Source organism: Bradyrhizobium sp. AZCC 1588 (assembly GCF_036924735.1).
Taxonomy (GTDB): Bacteria; Pseudomonadota; Alphaproteobacteria; order Rhizobiales; family Xanthobacteraceae; genus Bradyrhizobium.
The window spans coordinates 3,843,078-3,864,602 of record NZ_JAZHSC010000001.1; the positions used below are offsets into that span (position 1 = coordinate 3,843,078).

General features: G+C 63.8%; 17 protein-coding genes. 7 read left to right on the top strand and 10 right to left on the bottom strand.

Features of this window, described 5'->3' with window-relative positions; genetic code table 11:
- Entirely contained in the window at positions 1 to 279 is a 279-nt protein-coding gene (locus tag V1277_RS18050) for a DUF4212 domain-containing protein (protein WP_334370731.1), read from the bottom strand.
- Between the two features lie 280 nt (positions 280 to 559).
- On the opposite strand from V1277_RS18050, the gene V1277_RS18055 reads away from it, so the two are divergent.
- From V1277_RS18055 to V1277_RS18070, 4 genes are all read left to right on the top strand, one after another.
- On the top strand, positions 560 to 1,168 hold the full coding sequence (locus V1277_RS18055) for a hypothetical protein (RefSeq protein ID WP_334370730.1): 609 nt from the start codon (positions 560 to 562) through the stop codon (positions 1,166 to 1,168).
- A gap of 76 nt (positions 1,169 to 1,244) precedes the next feature.
- Positions 1,245 to 3,377, top strand: coding sequence for a DUF294 nucleotidyltransferase-like domain-containing protein (locus V1277_RS18060; protein WP_334417481.1), 2,133 nt, complete (start codon positions 1,245 to 1,247; stop codon positions 3,375 to 3,377).
- A 252-nt stretch (positions 3,378 to 3,629) separates the two neighbouring features.
- Complete coding sequence (locus V1277_RS18065; RefSeq protein WP_161856257.1) at positions 3,630 to 4,301, top strand: response regulator; 672 nt, start codon at positions 3,630 to 3,632, stop codon at positions 4,299 to 4,301.
- 6 nt (positions 4,302 to 4,307) lie between these two features.
- Positions 4,308 to 4,979 (top strand): HAD family hydrolase, encoded by a 672-nt coding sequence (locus tag V1277_RS18070; protein ID WP_334417482.1) that lies wholly within the window; start codon positions 4,308 to 4,310, stop codon positions 4,977 to 4,979.
- Between the two features lie 123 nt (positions 4,980 to 5,102).
- Here V1277_RS18070 and V1277_RS18075 read toward each other — a convergent pair whose 3' ends face one another.
- The gene (locus V1277_RS18075) at positions 5,103 to 5,747 is read right to left on the bottom strand and encodes a helix-turn-helix transcriptional regulator (protein ID WP_334417483.1); all 645 of its coding nucleotides are present in this window, start codon (positions 5,745 to 5,747) and stop codon (positions 5,103 to 5,105) included.
- A 93-nt stretch (positions 5,748 to 5,840) separates the two neighbouring features.
- Between V1277_RS18075 and V1277_RS18080 the strand changes: the two genes are divergently transcribed.
- Entirely contained in the window at positions 5,841 to 7,244 is a 1,404-nt protein-coding gene (locus V1277_RS18080) for an MFS transporter (RefSeq protein ID WP_334417484.1), read from the top strand.
- 49 nt (positions 7,245 to 7,293) lie between these two features.
- Here V1277_RS18080 and V1277_RS18085 read toward each other — a convergent pair whose 3' ends face one another.
- The 6 genes from V1277_RS18085 to V1277_RS18110 form a co-directional block, all read right to left on the bottom strand.
- On the bottom strand, positions 7,294 to 10,803 hold the full coding sequence (locus V1277_RS18085; RefSeq protein WP_334417485.1) for a hybrid sensor histidine kinase/response regulator: 3,510 nt from the start codon (positions 10,801 to 10,803) through the stop codon (positions 7,294 to 7,296).
- A gap of 158 nt (positions 10,804 to 10,961) precedes the next feature.
- Positions 10,962 to 12,191, bottom strand: coding sequence for a 5-aminolevulinate synthase (hemA, locus tag V1277_RS18090; protein WP_334417486.1), 1,230 nt, complete (start codon positions 12,189 to 12,191; stop codon positions 10,962 to 10,964).
- A gap of 305 nt (positions 12,192 to 12,496) precedes the next feature.
- Positions 12,497 to 13,558, bottom strand: a complete 1,062-nt coding sequence (locus V1277_RS18095) for an MBL fold metallo-hydrolase (protein WP_334417487.1) — start codon at positions 13,556 to 13,558, stop codon at positions 12,497 to 12,499.
- 147 nt (positions 13,559 to 13,705) lie between these two features.
- Entirely contained in the window at positions 13,706 to 15,829 is a 2,124-nt protein-coding gene (locus V1277_RS18100; RefSeq protein WP_334417488.1) for a methyl-accepting chemotaxis protein, read from the bottom strand.
- Positions 15,830 to 16,051: 222 nt separating this feature from the next.
- Positions 16,052 to 16,777, bottom strand: a complete 726-nt coding sequence (locus V1277_RS18105; protein ID WP_334417489.1) for an outer membrane protein — start codon at positions 16,775 to 16,777, stop codon at positions 16,052 to 16,054.
- A 223-nt stretch (positions 16,778 to 17,000) separates the two neighbouring features.
- Positions 17,001 to 17,321 carry a helix-turn-helix domain-containing protein gene (locus V1277_RS18110; RefSeq protein WP_334417490.1) on the bottom strand — a complete coding sequence of 107 codons (321 nt, stop codon included), beginning with the start codon at positions 17,319 to 17,321 and terminating at the stop codon, positions 17,001 to 17,003.
- 101 nt (positions 17,322 to 17,422) lie between these two features.
- Between V1277_RS18110 and V1277_RS18115 the strand changes: the two genes are divergently transcribed.
- Positions 17,423 to 17,656 carry a hypothetical protein gene (locus V1277_RS18115; protein ID WP_334417491.1) on the top strand — a complete coding sequence of 78 codons (234 nt, stop codon included), beginning with the start codon at positions 17,423 to 17,425 and terminating at the stop codon, positions 17,654 to 17,656.
- Between the two features lie 16 nt (positions 17,657 to 17,672).
- Here the strand turns inward: V1277_RS18115 and V1277_RS18120 are convergent, their stop codons facing one another.
- Positions 17,673 to 19,136: a GH1 family beta-glucosidase gene (locus V1277_RS18120; RefSeq protein ID WP_334417492.1), complete on the bottom strand. Its 1,464-nt coding sequence runs from the start codon at positions 19,134 to 19,136 to the stop codon at positions 17,673 to 17,675.
- Between the two features lie 12 nt (positions 19,137 to 19,148).
- Positions 19,149 to 20,120 carry a glycoside hydrolase family 16 protein gene (locus V1277_RS18125; RefSeq protein ID WP_334417493.1) on the bottom strand — a complete coding sequence of 324 codons (972 nt, stop codon included), beginning with the start codon at positions 20,118 to 20,120 and terminating at the stop codon, positions 19,149 to 19,151.
- Positions 20,121 to 20,421: 301 nt separating this feature from the next.
- Between V1277_RS18125 and V1277_RS18130 the strand changes: the two genes are divergently transcribed.
- The gene (locus V1277_RS18130) at positions 20,422 to 21,465 is read left to right on the top strand and encodes an HD-GYP domain-containing protein (RefSeq protein WP_334417494.1); all 1,044 of its coding nucleotides are present in this window, start codon (positions 20,422 to 20,424) and stop codon (positions 21,463 to 21,465) included.
- Positions 21,466 to 21,525: the final 60 nt, after the last annotated feature.

A 21,525-nucleotide genomic window follows, 5' to 3' on the forward strand; every position in this document is an offset into this window, starting at 1 on the left:
TCAATCTTCCTCGGCGAAGCCGAATTCGCGGTCAATCTTGTCTTGCTGTCTCGCGAACATGTACAGCATGACCACGAACACGATCAGCGAACCCTGCGCCGCCATGTAGAAGCCGAGCGGGAAGCCGAGGACCGGAATGGTGATAGCGTTGAGCGGCTTCACGAACATGTGGATGACGAAGCCGAAGAAGAACCAGACGCCGAGATGCGTGAACATCAGGCGAGAGGTCTTCGCCCAGTGCGCCTCTTCTCTCTGTTTCAGGTTTGCAGTATCAGCCATCGGTTGCGTATCCTCCTCAAGACACCGGTCAGCAAAGCCGGGATTGAATGATCGAGGGGATTGCAATCCCGTAGTACGGCGTCCCCCCTTTGCCGCTGTCCCAACCGATCTTTTGGCGGTTTGGGAATGGGAACTTCTAACATCCCGAATGGCCAGCCTTAATAATACTTTCGGGGGGTAGAGCCTGCTAATAACAATGCTGCATTGGAATCATTGGACTTTGCAGGTACCGGATTTTTCGTACAAGCTGACCTCAAGCTGGCCGCGGGACTGGAATGCAATGAAGCTGTTCGAAAAACTGTTTCGTCCCCGTCCGCCGATTCGCGATCGCGAGGCACTCGCGGACTTCGTCGATGCGCAGTCGGCGTTCATCGTGCAGAAGGGCATCTACGAATATTCGCGCGCCCGCGCAGGCCATTACGCCAAGGTGCTGTTTGCCGAGGAAGGCTTCGCCAAATCGGTCGAACACGCACGCTGGCAGGCCTTTCCGCTCGGGCTGTCGATGGTCGGCGAGACGGTAGACGTCGTATTGCGTCCGCACGCCGGGGAAGAGCGCCGGGCGGTGCTCGACCAGATCATCGCGGTCGTCCTTTCGGTGTTCGACCGCTATCCGGTGCCGCCCTCGATCGGCGAGGCCGCCTGGCAGGAGGCGCGGCGCGAACTGGCGCATCGGCTCGACCTGGTCGGCGGGCACGCGCCCAAGCGGGTGATGGACATTCCCGAACCGCTGGCCGAGAGCTACTTTGCCATGATGCCGATCCACGAAAAGCTGCGCGGGCGCGATTTCCAGACCACGCGCAACTACCTGCGTGTCAGCCTGTGTAACATCCATGACGAATTGGCGGACCGCATCGATGCGGCCGCAGTGATCGGTGCGCTTTTGAAATAGGACCGTCCGAAGCCTGCCGACGCCGGGACCGTCGAGCGATGTTGGAGGGTGCGGCGGGCGCGAGCGGGAGGAGTCGATGGACAGGACGGCCGGCGGGGCCCTGCTTTTGTCGCTCGACGCCGTTGTCATCGATACGGAGACGACCGGGCTCGATCCGCGCAAGGCGCGGGTGATCGAGCTCGCTGGCGTGCGCCTCTCGGCCGGAAAGCTCGCAGCCGGCGATACGTTTCGCCGATTGCTGCGGCCGGCAGGGGAATCGATTCCGGCTGCAGCCACCCGCATTCATGGCATCGACGACGCTATCGTCGCGGGGGCGCCGCCGTTCGCGGAGGTCTGGCCGGGCTTCAAGGCGTTTCTCGGCGGATCCGTCGTGATCGGCCACACGGTCGGCTTCGATCTGGCGGTCCTCAAGCGCGAATGCGACCTAGCCGGCATTCCGTGGTCGCGGCCGAGAACGCTCGATACCCGGCTGCTGGCGCAGATCGCCGCGCCCGAATTGGCCGGTTACACGCTGGAGAAGCTCGCAGGCTGGCTCGGCGTCGAGACCGCCGGTCGGCACTCCGCGCTCGGCGATGCGGTCATGGCCGCGCGGATATTCCTGACGCTGGTGCCGAAGCTGCGTGAGCACGGCATCCGGACTGTTGCCGAAGCCGAACGCGCCTGTCGCGCACTCACCGCCGTGCTCGACGATCAGGTGCGCAGCGGCTGGATCGACGCTGTCGACGCCACCGCCCGCGTCGATGCCGAGGAGACGCTGCAGCGCTTCGACAGCTATGCGTTCCGCCATCGCATCCGCGCCATCATGCGGACGCCCGCGATCTTCGTCTCACCGGATACCAAGGTCGCCGCTGCGCTGGCGCGAATGACGGACGAGAAGATCTCGGCGGTCTACGTCCGCGGGCCGCAGTCTGGGCCGGAGATCAGGGCGGCTGACGCGGGCATTGTCACGGAACGCGACATGTTGCGCGCCTTGGCCCGGGATGGCGCCCCGGCGCTGCAACGGCCGGTCGCCGAGATCATGAGCCAGCCGCTGGCGGCGGTCCCGGCGGAAGCGTTCGTCTACCGCGCTATCGGCCGGATGAATCGTCTCAAGACCCGACATCTCGGCGTCGTCGACGAGAGGGGCTGCGTGATCGGCGCATTATCGGCGCGCGATCTGCTGCGCCTGCGCGCAGGCGAGGCCATATCGCTCGGCGACGAGATCGACGCCGCCGCCGACGCGCATGCGCTGGCGGCGGCCTGGGCGAAGTTGCCGCGAGTCGCGGAATTGCTTCTGGCGGAAGGATTGTCCGGCCGCGATATCGCCGAAGTCATTTCCCGCGAACTGGGCGCTCTTTCTCGCCAGGCCGCGGTGATCGCCGAGCGGATCATGCGGGAGAGCGGCCGAGGCGGGCCGCCGTGCGAGTATGCGCTGCTGGTGCTCGGATCGGCCGGACGCGGCGAGAGCTTGTTGGCGATGGATCAGGACAACGCCGTGATCTTCGCGCAGGGCGAGCCGGACGGCGAGGAGGATCGCTGGTTTGCCGAACTCGCAACGCATGTCGCCGATATCCTGCACGAGGTCGGCGTGCCCTATTGCAAGGGCGGCGTCATGGCGAAGAACGCGCTTTGGCGCGGCTCGGTGGCAACATGGCAGGATCGCGTCGACAAGTGGATCACACGTTCCAGTCCCGCCAATCTGTTGTCCGTCGATATCTTCTTCGACCTGCGGGCGGTTCACGGCGACGGCGGCCTTGCCGTTGCGGTGCGTCAGGCGGCCTTCGCGGCGGCCGAAGGCCAGGTCGCGTTTATCAAACTGTTGGTCGAGAACGTCAGCGTTCCGGCGAGCCTGAAATTTTTCGGTGGGATCCGCACGGTCGCCGGCCGTATCGACCTCAAGGCGGCCGGACTGTTTGGTCTCGTTGCATGGGTGCGCGCGATGGCAATCCGCTATCACGTCATGGAACGGTCGACGTCGGCGCGACTGGCCGGCGTGAAGGCGAGGGTTCGGGCCAGCGAGAGCGATCTCGAAGCGCTTGGCGAAGCCCAGGGCACCTTTCTCGATCTCATCCTGTCGCAGCAGGTTGAGGACATCGCCCACGGCATCCCGCCTTCCAACGCGGTTGCCGTGAAGCGATCGTCGGGCCGCGACCTCGATCGGCTGCGTGCGGCACTTGCTGCTGTCTCCACCATCGATGAGCTCGGGCGCGACCTCTTGTTCAGGGGTTGACGCAACGCGTCTTTTCGAAAGCGAAGCATTTTCTCCGAGTTCCCTGTGGCTCGGCCGGCGCGGCGCAAATCCCGAGTTTGTTCATTTTTTTGCGCTGCACCATTCGAAGAAATTGGTGCCGATTAACTGCTTTTGCGCGACGTGGGAAAGGTTGCCTTGCAAGTCGCTTCCCGACAGTGGACAATAAAATTGCTGTCAATCAGCAACGACTTGCATGCTTTCCCGACCTCTTGTCGGCGCCCGGAACAGATGATCGCTGCTGCCAATACCCACCTCGTCATCGCCGATGACCATCCGCTCTTTCGCGACGCTCTGCGGCAGGCGGTTGCCAGTGTCGTGGCATCGGCCGCCATCAGCGAAGCCGGCACGTTCGACGAACTCACTGCGCTGCTCGAGCGCGATTCCGACGTCGACCTGATCTTGCTCGATCTCACAATGCCGGGGATTTCGGGCTTCTCAGGGCTGATCTACCTGCGGGCGCAATATCCGGCGATCCCGGTGGTGATCGTGTCGGCGAGCGACGATGCAGGCACGATCCGGCGGTCGCTCGATTTCGGCGCCTCCGGCTTCATCCCCAAGCGCTTCGGCGTCGAGACGCTGCGCGACGCCATCATGAAGGTGATGGAGGGCGACGTCTGGGTGCCGCCGGACACCGATCTCTCCTCGGCCACCGACCCCGACATGACGCGGCTGCGCGACCGCCTGGTGACGCTGACCCCGCAGCAGGTGCGGGTGCTGATGATGCTGTCGGAGGGCCTGCTCAACAAGCAGATCGCCTATGAGCTCGGCGTCTCCGAAGCGACCATCAAGGCGCATGTCTCGGCGATTCTGCAGAAGCTCGGTGTCGAAAGCCGGACGCAGGCCGTGATCGCGGCGGCGAAAATCTCCGGCGGCCAGTGGCGCCAAGGCACGCCGACGGGGTGATCGTGTATGGCTGGGTCGGGACGGGCGCTGCTGTTCGACATCGACGGCACGCTGGCTGATACGGATGCGCTCCATCTGGAAGCGTTCAACCAGGTATTTGGTCCTCATGGTCACATTTTCGATCGCGAGCGCGCCTCGAAAGAGCTGATGGGTTTTTCCAATGCTTCCATCAGCGAGCGATTTTTGCCGGGCCATTCGCCGGAGCGTCAGGTGGCCATTATCGCAGAGAAGGAAGAAACCTTCCGCAAGCTTGCTTCGGGGCAAATTCAGCCATTGCCGGGCCTGATGCGGTTACTTGACCGCGCGGATCGCACCGGTATTTCCATGGTGGCGGTGACGAACGCGCCCCGGCTCAACGCCGAAATGATGCTCATGGGACTTGGCATCATGCATCGGTTCAAGGCTGTCATAATCGGCGACGAGCTTGCGCACGGAAAGCCACACCCCATGCCGTATCTGGAGGGTTTGCGCGCAGCCGGCGCCGCGCCCGGCCGGTCGCTCGCATTCGAGGATTCCCGGTCCGGCGTTCAATCCGCTTCGGCGGCCGGTATCGCGACGATTGGAATACGGACGAGCCTTGGCCATGACGATCTGGTCGCTGCGGGTGCGGTCTGCACGGCCGAAAGCTTTGACGACCTCGAACTGATCAGACTGGTCGGCAAGACGATGAACTGGTGACGGCCAGCGAACGTTCGCCCAGCCGATGGCGGCTAGGAGGTCTTTCTATCACCGTCACCTGAGGAGGCCGCCACGCGGCCGTCTCGAAGGCTGAGCGGTCCGCGCGGTAGCCGTCGCATGCGCTCATCGTGGCTGCCGCCGCGTGATCCGGTACGCGCAGCGACGAGCGCCAGCGAGAATATGATCGATGCGCTCAACGGTCACGTCGGTCCCCAGTACCGCGCGGAAGACCGCAAGTTCCGAACGACAGAGACCTTGGCAAGCGGTCGCTGCCGCGCAAATCGGGCAGTGGTTTTCGATCAATAGAAAGCTGTCTCGGGTGTCTTTGGCCACGCTCGCCATGTAGCCTTCACGGCTTCGAATCCGTGCGAGGGCCGCCAGCTTTTGACGAAGCGAACCTTGCGCCCCGACGACTTTGCGGTAGCTGGCGACGGTCGCACGCTCGCGGTGCTCGATCAGCCTTTCCCGGCCCTCGTCTCCAAAGACGTCGCGCATGGATTGCAATAAATCCAGGGTCAGATCGGAGTGACGGTCGGGGAACCGCTCGTGGCCGCGCTGCGTCAACCGCCAGTATTTGCTTGGCCGCCCGCGCCCTTCGCGTTGGTCCTCGCTCTCTACCAAGCCTGCTGCTTCAAGCTTGAGGAGATGCTGGCGCGCGCCGGCCGGGGTCATGTCAAGGCGCGAGCCGACGTCGGCGGCGACCTGCGGTCCGCGCGTCTTCAGGTGAAACAGGATGCGATCCTGACTGCGGTCTTGGTCTTGACTCACGTGCCTATTTTAGAAACAAAATGCTATCTAAAATAACCCGGCTGTCTATTGCTGGCAACTCCCAGCGCGTTCGTCCGGAGGGAGGCCGCCGACATGGAGCAGGACTCAATCCGGGAGGGATGGCGATCGCTCTTCAAACCGGAACGGATTCCGATACTCGCTATCCTGCTCGGCGGGGTGCTGCTGCAATCCATGAACGTGTTGATGCTGACGACCGTGCTGCCATCCATCGTTGGTGAACTCGGTGGCGTCGCAATGTTGAGTTGGCCGACCACCGCCTATCTTGCCTCCTCTATCGTCGCGGCAAGTTGTGCTGGCGTGCTTGCGACCGCAGTTGGCTCCCGGACAGCCTATTGCGCGGGGGTAACGATATTCGGCTTCGGCGCGTTGCTTTGCGCATTGGCCCCGGCGATGGGCTGGATCGTTGTCGGCAGGCTCATTCAGGGATTCGGCGGCGGCCTGGAGGCTGCCGTCGCCTATGTGCTGGTCCGCGGAACGTTTCCGGAGTCGGCCTGGTCACGGACGATTGCACTGATGTCGACCAGTTGGAGTATGTCGGTCCTGATCGGCCCCCTCGTCGGCGGGGTGTTCGCCCATTTTGGTAGCTGGCGCAGTGCCTTTGTCGCGGCCGCGCTTATCGCCGTTGCCCTGGCAATAAGCGCCTTCTTCATCTTACCGTCGGTGACGGCCCGTAGAACGTCACCCCTGCGCGTGCCCGCCGGACGGGTCGCTCTGATCTGCCTTGCGATTACTGCAACGTCCGCCGCATCTGTCGTTGTGACACCGCTTGCAAAATCGGGGCTGATCGTCGCGGCTATCGTCTCGCTCGCGGCGATGTTGCGGCTCGACCGTTTGTCGATGACCCGCCTGCTGCCGAGCGACGCGTTTTCATGGCGCACACAAACGGGTGTCGGGCTATGGCTTGCGCTGCTGCTCTGCATCACCTTCAGCCCGCTTCAGATCTACGTGCCCATGTTCCTGCAGCAGTTGCATGGCTTCGATCCGCTCTCGGCCGGCTTTGCCGTCGCCAGCGCCTCGCTGGCGTGGACCATTGCCTCGCTTGCAACCGCCGGGGCGTCGGTACGCTGGCCGGATCGATTGATGTTGACCGGGCCGGCAACCATGGGACTGAGCCTGATGGCCATCGGGCTTCTCGTGCCTGACGCTACGGTCTCGGCATTCCTGCTGGTCCCGGCAATCGCCATGCTGGGTGCGGGCATCGGCCAATGTTGGCCCTTCGTCGCGCACCGGATTATGGACAGCGCAAAGGCGGGCAACGAGGTAGTCGCGGCATCGTCGGTCCCCACGGTCCAGCAGATGGGCTTTGCATTCGGCGCGGCAATAGCAGGGCTGATAGCGAATGCCAGCGGACTATCGGCTGCAATTCCGGATGAGGGAATGGCGCGCACCGCCTTCTGGGTGCCGGCGAGCTTTGCCGTGTCGGCGATGCTCGCCTTCCTGACCGGGCTGCGCTTGCGCGCCTTGCGCAAACCCTGAGTTGGCCTCGCCATCCTGCCGATCGCGAACATCGAAAAGAAGTGGACGGCTACTCCGCCGCCACCAACTGTTGCGCGCGCCACTGGCCGAGCAGGGCGCGGAGCGAGGCTGGCTTGACCGGCTTGTTGAGGATCGCGACGTCTTCCTCGCGCGCGGCAGCGCGGACGTTGGGGCTGCGATCGGCCGTGATCAGGATCGCGGGAATGTTCTCGCCGAAACGGCGGCGGATCTCGCGGATCGCGGCAACGCCGTTGCCTCGGTCGAGATGATAGTCGACCAGAAGGCCGGTCACGCTGTGGCCGGACGATTCGATCGCAGCGATCGCGGCTTCCGGGTCAGCCACCGCGATCACCTCGGCGTTCCAGGCCGTCAGCAATGTCTTCATGCCGTCGAGAATCGCCGGATCGTTCTCGATGCAGACGATCAAGGCGCCACTCATCGGCATCTTGGAAAGCGGCGTCGCGCTGGTGACGGCGTGGGTGTAGTTGACCGCCTTGGCGACCGGCACGGTCACCGAAAATACCGAGCCGCCGCTGACGTTGGCGTCGATCGCGATGCCGTGGTTGAGTACGCGCGCCAGCCGCTCGACGATCGATAGGCCGAGACCGAGGCCGCGGGCGATCCGTGCGCCCTGCTCGAGGCGGTGGAATTCCTTGAAAATCTCGCCGCGCTTCATCACGGGAATGCCGACGCCGGTATCGTAGACGGCGATCTGCAGGGATTGGCCATGGCGGCGGCAGCCGACCAGCACGCGCCCGCGCGGGGTGTATTTGATGGCATTCGAGATGAAATTCTGCAACAGCCGCCGCAGCAGCGAGCGGTCGGATTGCACCGGCAGCGAGCAGGGGACGAAGGTCAGCTCCAGCCCCTTGGCGCGGGCGATCGGCGCAAACTCGATCTCCAGCGAGCGCATCAGGTCGGCCATCTTGAAGCTTGAGATCGAGGTCGTCATTGCCCCCGCATCGAGCCGCGAGATGTCCAGCAGCGCGCCGAGGATCTCCTCGATCGCCTCCAGCGAGTCGTCGATGTTTTCGACCAGGCGGGAGTCCTCGCCGCCGTTCTGCCGCTCGACGAGGCTCGTGACGTAGAGCCGCGCCGCGTTGAGCGGCTGCAGGATGTCGTGGCTGGCTGCGGCGAGGAACCGGGTCTTCGAGATGTTGGCGTCCTCGGCGGTGCTCTTGGCCTGAGCCAGTTCGGAGTTCAGGCGGGTGAGTTCCTCGGTGCGGTCGCGCACGCGCTTTTCCAGCGTCGCATTGGCGCGCTCCAGCGCCTCGGCGGCCTCGAAGCTCGGGGTCACGTCGGAGAAGGTGATGACGAGGCCGCCGCCCGGCATCCGGTTGGAGCGGACCTCGATCACCATATGGCGATCGGCCAGGCGCTCCAGATAGGGCTCGCCCTCGGTGGTGTAGGCCTCCAGCCGCCGCGCCAATAGCGTATCGGGATCGCCGGCGCCGGATGCGCTGACCGCGCCCATGAATTCGAGGATTTCCTGCAAGGGAATGCCGAACTGCACGAGGTGCGGCGGCAGCGCAAGAATTTCGTCAAACTGGCGGTTCGAGCAGATCAGTTGCAGATCGGCGTCGAACACCGCGATGCCCTGGCGCACATGGTTGAGCGCGGTCTGCAGGATCTCGCGGTTGAAATGCAGCGCGGCGTGCGAATCGTCGAGCAGCTTCAACGCGGCCTTGGCGGAGACGGTGCGCTTGCGCAAGAGAAGCGACATCACGAGGCGCGAGGAGGCCGCGCCGATCGAGGAGGCGATCAGGCGCTCGGCGTATTGCAGCAACTCGAAATCGGCAGGTGCCGCCGGATCGAGGTTGCCGGGATGACCGGCCGCAAAGGTCTCGAAGGCCTGGGCCGCGCGCTCGGGGCCGAGATATTGCGCCACCGTGCTCTGGATGTCCTGCACGGTCACGGTCGTGCGCCAGCGCCGGAACGTCGGGGCGATCGGCGCCAGCGTGTTCGGCACGAACAGGTCCGCCTGCAGCCGTTCGATCGAGGACGGCTGGCGCGCGAGCGACATCACAACATAGGTCAGGATGTTGAGCGCGAGCGACCAGAACACGCCATGCATCAGCGGCGGCAGCTCGGTGCCGAGCAGTGCTTGCGGACGTAGTGCTGTGATGCCGAACGGTCCCTGCTGCAGCAACAGAAGGCCGGCCGTACTGCCCTCCAGGAAACTCGGCAGGAACAGCGTGTAGAGCCACACGGCGATGCCGACCAGCATGCCGCCCATCGCCCCGCGTGCGGTTCCCTGGCGCCACAGCAGGCCGCCGAAGAACGCCGGCGCGAGTTGCGCCAGCGCCGCGAACGACAGCAGGCCGATCGCCGCCAACTGGGTGTTGCCGAGCGCGCGGTAGTAGAAATACGCCATCACCATGATGGCGAAGATCGCCAAGCGCCTAATCTTGAGCAGGAAGTCGCCGAAATCCTTGCTGCCGTAGCGCGCCCCGGGACTTCCCTTCAGCACCATCGGCAGCACGATGTCGTTGGAGACCATGATGGAGAGCGCGACGCATTCGACGATCACCATCGCGGTCGCGGCCGACAGGCCGCCGACGAACACGGCGATGCTGAGCAGCGCGGAATTGGCCTCGATCGGCAGCGCCAGCACATACATGTCGCTGTCGACGGCGCCGAACGGGAAGGTGACGAGGCCTGCGATCGCGATCGGGATCACGAACAGGTTGATGGCGATCAGATAGAGCGGAAACAGCCAGCGGGCGCGATTGACCTCCTCGAGACTGGAATTCTCGACCACGCTGACATGGAACTGCCGCGGCAGCAGCATGATCGCGCAAAACGACAACAGCGTCATGGTCAGGAAATTGCCGATCGACGGCACGTAGCTGATGGCGCGCACTGCCTCCGGTGTCTTCATCGCCCGCTCGATCAGTTCGACGGGCGTGAACATCCAGAAGGTGACGAAAGCGCCAGCGGCGATAAAGGCCACCAGCTTGACGATGGACTCGGTGGCGATCGCCAGCATCAGGCCGTGCTGGTGCTCGGTGGCGTCGGTCTGGCGGGTGCCGAACAGCACCGCGAATGCCGCCATCGCCAAGGTGACGACAAGCGCGATGTCGCCGATCAGCGGGATCGACGAGAACAGCTTGTCCTCGGTCAGGATCGTTTCCAGCGACGAGGCCACCGCCTTGAGCTGCAGCGCGATGTAGGGCACCGAGCCCACGATCGCGATGACCGCCACGGTGGCGGCGACCGCCTGGCTCTTGCCGTAGCGCGCCGCGATGAAGTCGGCGATCGAGGTGATGTTCTGCGACTTGGCGAGCTGAATCACGCGCCGCAGCAGCGGCGTGCAAAGCCCGATCATCAGGATCGGCCCGACATAGATCGCGAGGAAGTCGACGCTGGTGCGGGTGGCGAAGCCGACCGAACCGAAGAAGGTCCAGGAGGTGCAGTAGATTGCCAGCGACAGCGGATAGATCAGCATGCTGGCGCGGCCGCGCTGGCTCGGCGACAGGCGGTCGCCGTAGCTCGCGACGACGAACAGCAGTCCGATATAGGCGAACGCGGTGGCGATTACGCCCCAGTCGTGCAGCATCGCTCTCGGGTCTCCCTATCCCGGCGCTTGGATTGCGGACGTGTGTTCGTCACGCCAGCCGGACGTAAACGCCATGGCCGGAAGAGGTGAATATAGACGCTTTGGGCCGGCAGCGCACGGCGCCACCGGCCCAATTCGAAGGGATCAGGAGGGTAGGGTTACTCGGCCGCCAGCGATTTCTGCCTCACGGGCAGCCCGAGGCGTTCCCAGACCTGCAGCAGCGCTTCCGCGAGCCGATCGATCAGGCCGTCATCGTGGTAGGGCGAGGGCGTGATCCGCAGCCGCTCGGTGCCCTTGGCGACCGTCGGATAGTTGATCGGCTGGATGTAGATGCCGTGCTCTTCCAGGAGGATGTCGGAGGCCTGCTTGCACTTCTCGGGATCGCCGACGAACAGCGGCACGATGTGGGTGTCGCTCGACATCACGGGCAGCCCGGCAGCATTGAGGATCGCCTTGACCCGGGCGGCGCGGTCCTGGTGGCGCTCGCGCTCCCAGTTCGAGGTCTTCAAATGCCGGATCGCAGCCGTCGCGGCCGAGCAGATCGCCGGCGGCAGCGCGGTGGTGAAGATGAACCCCGGCGCGTAGGAGCGAACCGCGTCGATGATCTCGGCATTGCCGGCGATATAGCCGCCGAGGCAGCCGAACGCCTTGGCGAGCGTGCCTTCGAGCACGTCGATGCGGTGCATGACGCCGTCGCGCTCGGCGATGCCGCCGCCGCGCGGGCCGTACATGCCGACCGCATGGACCTCGTCGACATAGGTCATGGCGCCGTATTTCTCGGCGAGATCACAGATTTTGGAAAGCGGCGCGACGTCGCCGTCCATCGAATAAAGGCTCTCGCAGGCGATCAGCTTGGGCCGGTCGGGGCCCGCAGCGATCAAGAGTTCCTCGAGATGGGCGAGGTCGTTGTGCCGGAAGATCTGGCGCTCGCAGCCGGCCTGGCGGACGCCCTCGATCATCGAATTGTGGTTCAGCGCGTCAGATAGAATGAGGCAGTTCGGAATGAGCTTTGCGATCGTCGAAATGCCGGTCTGGTTCGAGACGTAGCCCGAGGTGAACAAGAGCGAGGCCTGCTTGCCATGCAGGTCGGCCAGCTCCTGCTCGAGCTGCACCAGCGGATGATGGGTGCCGGCGATGTTGCGGGTGCCGCCGGCGCCGGTGCCGACGCGGGTCGCGGTTTCGACCATGGCGCCGACTACTTTCGGGTGCTGGCCCATGCCGAGATAGTCGTTGGAGCACCAGATCACGACATCGCGCCTGCCCTTCGGCGAGTGCCAGACCGCATGCGGGAAACGGCCCGCGATCCGCTCGAGGTCGGCGAAAACGCGGTAGCGCCGCTCGTCATGCAGGCGGTTGAGGGCGGCGTGGAAAAATTTGCTGTAATCCATCACAAGACCTGGAACGGAACCGGCCGTATTGGCGTGGGGCCTTTTTAGAGCCTTTCCAGCTTTGATGTCTATGCGAATTCCCACATTTCGGCACCCCTCCGGAATGCTACTTAGCCGGAGCAAATGTTGATCCGGATCAACGCGCTAGGCGACCGTTCGCTGTCGCGGGGTCTCGTGTCCCGGACGCGTCGCGGCACGCAGTGACGCGGCGCAGAGCCGGGACCCACCGGCCGCTATGGACCCCGGATTAGCAGCGCACCGCTGTCGCGCTGCGCAGCATCCGGGGAACGCCCGGCGCTCGCGCGTCAAGTAGTGCGGAACCGCAACACGCCGTCGCTCACCTCTGATGTCAGGCGGCCCTCGACCAGCATGTAATTGACGTGGGCGACCAGTTCGCCGGCGGCAAAGCCCATCTGGTGCTCGTCCAGTACATGCTTGTGGAAGACGACCGGCACCAGCTCCTTCGAGGTCTGCGGCACTTCGCGGCAGGCTTCCGCGATCAGCCGGCAGCGATCCTCGTGGTGGTCGGCGAGCTGTTTGATGCGGGTCTTCAGCCCGTAAAACGGCACGCCGTGGCCGGGCAGCACCATGACGTCATAGGGCAGGGTGGTGGTGAGGCTGGCGAGTGAGGCGAGATACTCGCCGAGCGAGTTCTGGTCGGGCTCGACCGCCCAGACGCTGACGTTCGGCGAAATCTTGCTCAGCACCTGATCGGCGGAGAGGAATAATTTGTCGGCGGCGCAGTACAGCATCACCTGGTCGAGCGCGTGTCCGCCGCCGGTGATCACCTTGAAGCGGCGGGTGCCGATCACGACCTCGTCGCCATGCGAGATGCGGCGGTAGGACGGCGGCAGCACCGAGACGCGCTTAAGATAGTCCTGGCCGCGGCCGAGCAGTCTGTCGGTCAGACCCTCGTCCATGCCGTGGCGGCGGAAGAACAACCGCTGCGCGTTGCGCCGCTCCTCGGTGCCGCGATTCTGGTGATAGACCGATTGCAGGTATTCGACCTGCGACATCTGCAACGGACAGTCGAAGCGCTCGACGATCCACCCGGCAAGACCGACGTGATCGGGATGCGAATGGGTGACGATCAGCCGGGTGATCTTCACATGCCGCAGCGGGCCCTCGAACAGGGTGGTCCAGGCTGCAATGGATTCCTCATTACCGAAGCCGGAATCGACCATCGCCCAGCCATCGCCATCGGCTAGCAGGTAGATGTTCACGTGGTTGAGCCGGAACGGCAGCTTGAGCCGGACCCAGAGCACGCCGGGCACCACCTCGACGACCTGATCGTGGCCCGGGTGGCTTTCGAAGGGGTACCGCAGTGCCTCAGCCGAGGACTGCACCGTGTCGGTTTTCGAATGCATGCTACCGGCTTAGCGGTAGAGGCGGCGCCGCGCTAGCCGAAAAACGGGCTGCCTGTCATTCCGGGATGGTCCGAAGGACCAGACCCGGAATCTCGAGATTCCGGGTTCTATGCTTCGCATAGCCCCGGAATGACGAGCGTGGGGCGACTACGCCGCCCTGATATTCGACAGGAACGCGTCGATCTCCTCGCGCAGCACGTCGGCCTCGCGGCGCAGCGCGTCGGAGGCGGTCAGCACCTGGCCGGCGGCGGTTCCGGCTTGTGCCGAGGCGCTGGAGACGCCGACGATGTTGCTGGAGACTTCGCTGGTGCCGCCCGCGGCATGCTGGATGTTGCGCGCGATTTCGCGCGTCGCCGCACCCTGCTCCTCGACCGCGGCCGCGATCGCGGTGGTCACCTCGTTGATCTCGCTGATCGTTGTGCTGATGTTGCGGATCGCGGAAACCGCGGTCTCCGTCACCGTCTGCATGCTGACGATCTGCTGGCGGATCTCGTCGGTGGCCTTCGCGGTCTGGTTGGCGAGGCTCTTCACCTCGGAGGCGACCACGGCAAAGCCGCGGCCGGCATCGCCGGCGCGTGCCGCTTCGATGGTCGCATTCAGCGCCAAAAGGTTGGTCTGCGAGGCGATGGTCTGGATCAGGTCGACGACCACGCTGATCCGCGCCGCGTTATCCGCAAGCCCCTGCATGGTGGCATCGGTCGCACCGGCGTCGTCGACCGCCTTGCGGGCGATCTCCGCCGAGGTGATGACCTGGCGGCCGATCTCCTCGATCGAGGAGGACAATTCCTCGGTACCCGACGATACGGTCTGCACATTCGCCGAGGTCTGCTCGGCGGCGGTCGCAACCGCGGTCACCAGCGCGCTGGACTGATCGGCGGTCGCCGACATGCTTTGCGCGGTCGACTGCATCGAGCCCGCCGCGGTCTGCAGGCTGTCGAGCGCGGTGCGGACGGTGCTCTCAAACTCGACGATGCGGGCTTCCATGCGGGAGGCGCGCTCCGACTTGACGACGCGGTCCTTGTCCTGCTCGGCGGAGAGCGCGCGGCTCTGGATCATGCTCTCGCGGAACACCTGCAGCGAATCCGCCATGACGCCGATCTCGTCCTGCTGGTGGGTCTGATAGACCTCAGTTTCGAGGTCGCCGCTGGACAGCAACTGCATCGAGTGCTGCAGGTTGCTGATCCGCCGCAGGATGTTGCGGCCGACATAGAGCCAGACGAACAGGATCGAACCGACCAGCGTCGCCACGCCGAGCGCGAGCATGACCATGGTCCCGAACGAGATCTCCTGACGCGCCTGCCAGGCCGCAGCGTCGGTTTCTTTCTGCACGCCATCGACCAATTGCTGCACGCTGATGCCGAGGCCGACGTTGAGCTTGCGGGTTTCCTCCAGAATGGTCTGGCCGAAATCATCCGCGTCAAGCTCCTGCTGGCGGACCTTGAAGACGCCGGTCTTGCCGTCGGCAAGCGCCAGCAAGTCCAGGGTCGCTTTGCGGACGACATTCATCGCCGTGGTCGTGGGCAGCTTCTCGACATTCGACTTCACGCGCGCCTGCGCGGTGCGGAATTCCCTCCCGATGGCCTCCAACGTATCGCCGCTGGTGGCCGACAACGCGGCGATCATGTCGAACGCCATCAGATTGCCGCTGGCGGCGATGTCGGCGAGCTGGTCGGCCGTCCTGTGGGCCTTGATGGCGTCGGCCTGCGAGAAGTTAGGGGCGGCGTAGATGCTGTAGAGTTCGGTCTGGGCGTCGATCGCGGCAGGGCCGGCGGCGGCAATGAAGCGCCGTTGAGCCTTGCGCACCGATTCGTATAGTTTTTCGTGCTGGGCGGCCAGTTCGAGCCGCTCGCGCGCGGCCGCGCCGAGGCTCTTGATCACGTCATCGATGCTCTTCATGTTCTCGTTGAGCGCGGCAACGACCGCCTTGTCGGCGCCGAGTTCGACGATCACGCCGAGCTTCTGCAGCGCGACAGTCTGGGTCTCCTTCATTTTCATGGTGCGATCGTTCAGCGCCTGCTCGCTGCGCGCAGCCAGCAGCGCCGGCCCCTGGCTGGCGAGGCTCGCGCTCTGCGCCGAGAGCTGAAGGCTGGCGGCGAGGCGGGGAATATCCCGTCCGCTTAAGTCCACCATGGTCCCGCCAAGCCGCCCGAGCATCAGTCCGGCGCCGGCAGAGATGATGATCGCCATACCGGCGATCACGGCGAAGGCGGCAAACAGACTGCCCCTGACGCCGAAGCGAATACCCTTGGTCCCCGATTTGAATAACGCCATCTGCCCGCTGCCCCGTCCACGCTACCTTGGGATGTTTCGGGCGGCAGTATCGCGATACCCGGTTAACAAGTTTGGAAAAACGGCACTTTTTTCGCCATAATTTTAGCGGCAGGCAGCTTGCTGTGCTGGATTTTTCCGTGAACCGGAAAATGTGGGACGCAGAACCAAAACAAAAAAGGCCGGCGTGAAAGCCGGCCTTCTGTAATTCTTAGTTGAAAGCGCTCAGTAGCGCGCCACCACGGGGCTCGCGAAGTTGAAGCGATAATTGACGCCGAGCTTCAGCGTGTGGTCGTCATTGTGGAAGCTTCCGAACGGCGCCAGCGCCGCAGGGGAAACGAAGCGGCTGCTGCCGAAGTCGTAATACATGTACTCGCCTTTGACCGCCCAGTTCGGGGCGAACATGTACTCGACGCCGGCGCCGACGGTGTAGCCATGGCTGTGGTTGCCATCGAGCAGGAAGGGGATCGGCGCGCCGGCGAGCGTCAGCCTCTCGCGGTTGTCGGAGTAGGCGTAGCCGCCTTTGACGTAGAGCAGGCCCGGACCCCAGGTGTAGCCGATGCGGGCGGTGACCGAGCCGAGACCGCGCTGATCATTGGTGTAGACGTAGCCGCCGGGGAAGGTGGCGGTGAGGTTGTTCTTGCCGAGCCAGGAATACTGGCCCTCGGTGCCGAGCACCCAGTTCGGCGCGAACTGCCAATCGAGGCCGGCCTGAACGCCACCGAGCAGTCGGGCGCTGGAGTCACTCAGCACCGCGCCGTTGAAGTCGTGGCTGCCGCTGAAGGCGCCGCCGAGATGGCCGCCGATATAGAAGCCGGTCCAATTGTAGATCGGTGCCGCATAGGCAGGCGCCTTGTTGTAATAGCGGCCTGCGCCGAGGTCGGCGCCAAGGGCGGGTGCGGCGGCGGTGAGGGCAGCGAAGGCCACGAGGGCGGCGAGGATCTTTTTCATTGTGTTGGTCTCCGAAAACCGTTCGGCGACACCCTCGTGCGGGGCGTCATCCATCGCCACGCACATAGACAGCTTTTATCTAAAATGCTGTCACTCCCGGGTGACAGCGGGTGGTAACCCAACCCATTGGCAGACAAACGTTTTCTGTACTTAATGAAGGCCTAATCAAAGGTAACGAAAGGCTTAATTTTCGCTAGCTCCGCAAGTCTCAGGCAAGCTTTGCTTAACCAATGCGGCGACGCACGTCGCTGCGCATCTGCTCGCGGAAGGCTTGCCGCCGCGCCGGGCGATCTTTCGCCGGCACGTCGTGGCGGTCGAACACGTTGAACATTTCGAGGATCGGGTAGTGGTCGCTGGCCATCGCAAGGATGCGCAACAGCTCCGCCACCGGCCCGGTCGGACCGGTGATCTCCCATTTACGGATGGTGTCGGCGCCATCCGCGGCCGGCAACCCGCAGAGCTTGGCCATGTCGGCCACCGACAGCGGCTGGCCGATGGCCTCACCGAGATGCTCACGAAGTTTCTTCAGTTCGGCTCCGGTCACGGCTTCCCCATTACAAATCGACATCTGTGAAGTGCGTCACACACCGCGTCGGGCGTGAGGGCTATACGCAGCCTATTAGGTTTCCTGATGAGGAGGTAACCATGCGCCGATTACTTGAAAGCCTTACCCCCAGGGCCCGCCAGATTTATTGGAAATTGGTCGGCGGTATGTTCGCCTTTTATGTCGTGCTGATGCTCACGGCTGCAGGCGTATTCGTCAGTCACGATTCATCACGCAAGCTGGCGCATGAACCCGCCACGACCGTGGCAACCGACAGCAAGCAACGGCCCATCACCGAGGTCCCGGCGTCAATCCGGCAAGCCGCGAGGTATTGAGGCCGGCTGCCGGCGTTCAGACGCCGATCGCGTTCCGCGCTACCACGTCGCGATAGAAGGCAACGCTCAGTTTCGGCGTCCGGCGCTGCGTCTCGAAGTCGACATGGTAGAGCCCGAAGCGCTTCTCGTAGCCATAGATCCATTCGAAATTGTCCATCAGGCTCCAGAGGAAGTAGCCGCGGACCGGCACGCCTTCCGACGTCGCGCGCTGCAATTGCCGCAAGTAATTGCGCAGATACATGATGCGATCGAGGTCGTAGACCTGGCCGTCGGCGCGAAGCTTGTCTTCCGACGAGGTGCCGTTCTCGCTGATATAGATCGTCTCGATGTTCCAGACCTTTGCCGCCAGCCGCGGCGCCCAGTAGATCGTCTCCGGCCCCACGCGCAGCCATTCCGAATTCATGTGCGGGAAGGAAGCGGGAAACGGCAGCACGCTCCAGCCCGGCGCTTTGTCGGAAGCGGCGATATAGAACTGCGGCGCATAGATATTGAGACCGACGAAATCGTTCGGCTGCGAAATGATCTTCAATTCATCAGCGGTGAATTTCGGCGCGTTCTTGCCGGCGAACCGAAGAAATCCGTCGGTGTATTTGCCTTCCAGGATGACGCCGAGAAAGCCCGAGTTCAATTCGCGCGTCGCCGTCTCGGCTGCGCGAACGTTTTCCGGCGTGTCGAATGCCGGCACGCAGGCCGCGATGTTTTCGGCCGGCCCCACTTTGGTGCCTTTGCGTCCATGGGCACGGATCGCCTGCACGGCGAGGCCATGCGCCAGCGCCACATGGTGGCGGACTTGGTTAACCTCCGCATCGGGCAGTTTGAGCCCGGGGGCATCGATGCCCCAGCCATAGCCGAAATTCACGAACCTTCCGGCTTCGTTGATCGTGAAGATCGACCGGACGCGATCGGACAGGCGCGCCGCCACATGGCCGGCATAATCGCCGAACGCTTTCGACGTTTCGCTGGATCGCCAGCCGCCGACCTTGTCCTCGAGCGCCTGCGGCAGATCCCAGTGATAAAGCGTCCCGTATGGCTCGATGCCGTTCTTGAGGAGTTCGTCGACGAGCCGGTCGTAGAAGTCGAGGCCCTTTGGGTTCGGCTTGCCCGTTCCTTCCGGAAACACCCGCGGCCACGCGATCGAAAACCGGTAGGCCCTCGCGCCCAATTCCCTGATAAGGCCGATGTCTTCCTTGTAGCGGTGATAGTGTTCGTTGGCGCGGTCGCCGCTGGTGCCGTCCTCGATCTTGCCGGGCGTGTGCGAGAACGTATCCCAGATCGAGCGGCCGCGGCCGTCTTCGTTAACGGCGCCCTCGATCTGATAGGCCGACGTCGCGGTGCCCCAGACGAAGTCTTTCGGAAAGCTCGCCGGCGCGGGCCGGTCGGGTGCCGGTTGCGCGGCGGCATCGGCTGGCGCTGCAGCAATGCCCAGCGCGGACAAGCCCGCAAGCTTTGCAAAATGCCGGCGCGAGAATTTTCCGAACATCAGTGTCTCCGGTCAGCGTTCGTCGATTTGGTAGGCGGATATCCTGTCGATCTCGAATGCGACAATATTGGGAGATTCGCCATCGACGAATCCCACGCCCTCGAGAGTCTTCGAGCCCATCGCAAGGTTCACGATCATGTACATGGGTTCGTGGAAGCCGACCGGGACCTTGATCTCGGAGACCGGCTGTCGGTCGATGAAATAGGTTATGCGATCCGGCTGCCACAGCACGCCGTAGTCGTGGAACGCGGTCGGGGCGTCCGGCACAATGAAGTCAAATCCGCAGCGTTCCACGCGCTGCGTCTCCGGTATCCGCCAATGCGTCGTCATTACGATGTCGCCGGGCCGCTGGCCGCGACCCTCCATGATGTCAACTTCCGGCGGCCAGCCGCCGTCATCGGCGAGCATCCAGAACGCCGGCCACACGCCGGTGCCGACCGGCACCTTGGCGCGGATTTCGAAATATCCGTACTTCTGGGCAAACCGGCTCTGGGTCGTCAGGATGCCCGAGATATATTCGTTGTTGAACAGCACGGTCTTCAGCGCTGGCGGGGTCCGGCTGGCGACGATCGAGAGAACGCCGTCTTTGACCTTGAACGGATCGAGGCCGAGCGGCGTTGTTTCGCGCCCGCCATAACGCGGATCGACATAGATCTGCTGTTCGCCATTGTAGGTGGTCTTGCGCCTGAAGTCGGAGCCCTCGCCACCCCAGTAACGCGCTACCGGCCAGGCAGCGCCGCCGGCGTAGTACGGCGCCCATCTTTCATCCAGCAGCGGATGCGCGTCGAAATCATCGTGAAAGGTCCGGTGCAGCGATACCGATGCAAACGATGCGGGGTTCGGCGTCTCGACGCGGCGGCAGCGCTCGCCGAGCATGGCGGTCGCGACCTGCAGCGTGAGTTTGGCCGTCGCGCCGGCGAGATTGGCTTGCGCTGACGCCTGGCCGGCGAACAGACTGCCGGTCAGCGCCAAAGCGCACAGCATCAATCTCTCGGTCCGCCGTTCGCTTGGGGACGACTGGAGATCATTCACGGACCATGCCCTCGATCTGACGGTCTGCGGACGAACGGCGTGCGTACCTCGTTTGAGGTACGTAGTTATACGAGGTGGATACTTAACGGCAAGGTAGCCCTGATATCCAAGAATGGGGTGCGTTAGAGCGCCTGATGTCGATGGCGCCGAGTGCGGGCTCGGCCTTTCGAACCATCGATCGTTCAATTTGTTTTCAGTTCTCCAAGGTTGAGAGACGGTTTCTTCAATATTGGTGCGTACGGACTTTCTCGAAATGCTCGTCTATTATGTCACAGACGAACCGACGAAGTTGCCTGCAGTTCGTGCGATGTTCGAGCCGCAGCACGCCGTGGTGCCCTGGTTGCTGGGCGGCGACGGCACCCGGATCAGGTCGCATGGCGTGCTGATGGTCGACGTCGACCTGCGGCAGATGCCGCGCGTCGATCAGCTCAGGTTCATATTGCAGGACCTCGCCGGCATTCCCGAAAAACTGTTCGTAGTCCACAACCTCTCGCGCTCGATGGTAGCGCAGGCCTATGCGCTCGGCGCGACCGCGGTCCTTTCACGCGCCAAGGAAGCAATTCCCAAGGTTGCGCAGATCGAAGCGGTGGAAGCGGCCTCGGAGGGCAATGCCGCGGTTCCGGCATCGGAGATGGACGACGGTGTGGCCGCCTTCGCCTCGATGTTTTCGAATGTGCGCCTTGGCAGGCCGGTGAAAGTTGCCGATGCGAAGCGTGCGACATCGAAGATCATCCAGCGCGTCGGGCAGGATGGCCTTTCGGCATGGCTCGACGAGGTGCGCCGCTATCACGAGGGCACGTTTCAGCATTGCCTGCTCGTCACCGGCGTCGCGGTCGGCTTCGCGCTCGATATCGGGTTCTCCGGCACAGATGTATCGCGGCTCGGAATGGCGGCGACCCTTCACGACATCGGCAAGGCGCGGATCCCGCTGTCGATTTTGGACAAGCCGGGACGCCTCGACCCCGACGAGGAGGAGATCATCAAGCGCCACCCCGTGATCGGATATGAACTGCTGAAGGGCGTATCCGGCATCAGCCCGGAGATTCTGGACGGCGTGAGGCACCATCACGAATATCTCGATGGCTCGGGTTATCCGGACGGACTGAAAGCCTCGCAAATTTCCGATCTGGTCCGGTTGCTGACGATCTCGGACATCTTCGCCGCGCTCATCGAGTCGAGGTCATACCGGCCGCCAATGCAGCGGCCCGCCGCCTACCAGATCCTGTGCGGCATGGAGGGCAAGCTCGAAGGATCGCTGATCCGGGCGTTCCGCAACGTCGCACTCGGGCCGGGATGAAGGCTGCGGGATCCGCGGCGCTAATTTCCGGGGCAAAGCAGTCTAGTTGCGGGCGGGGTA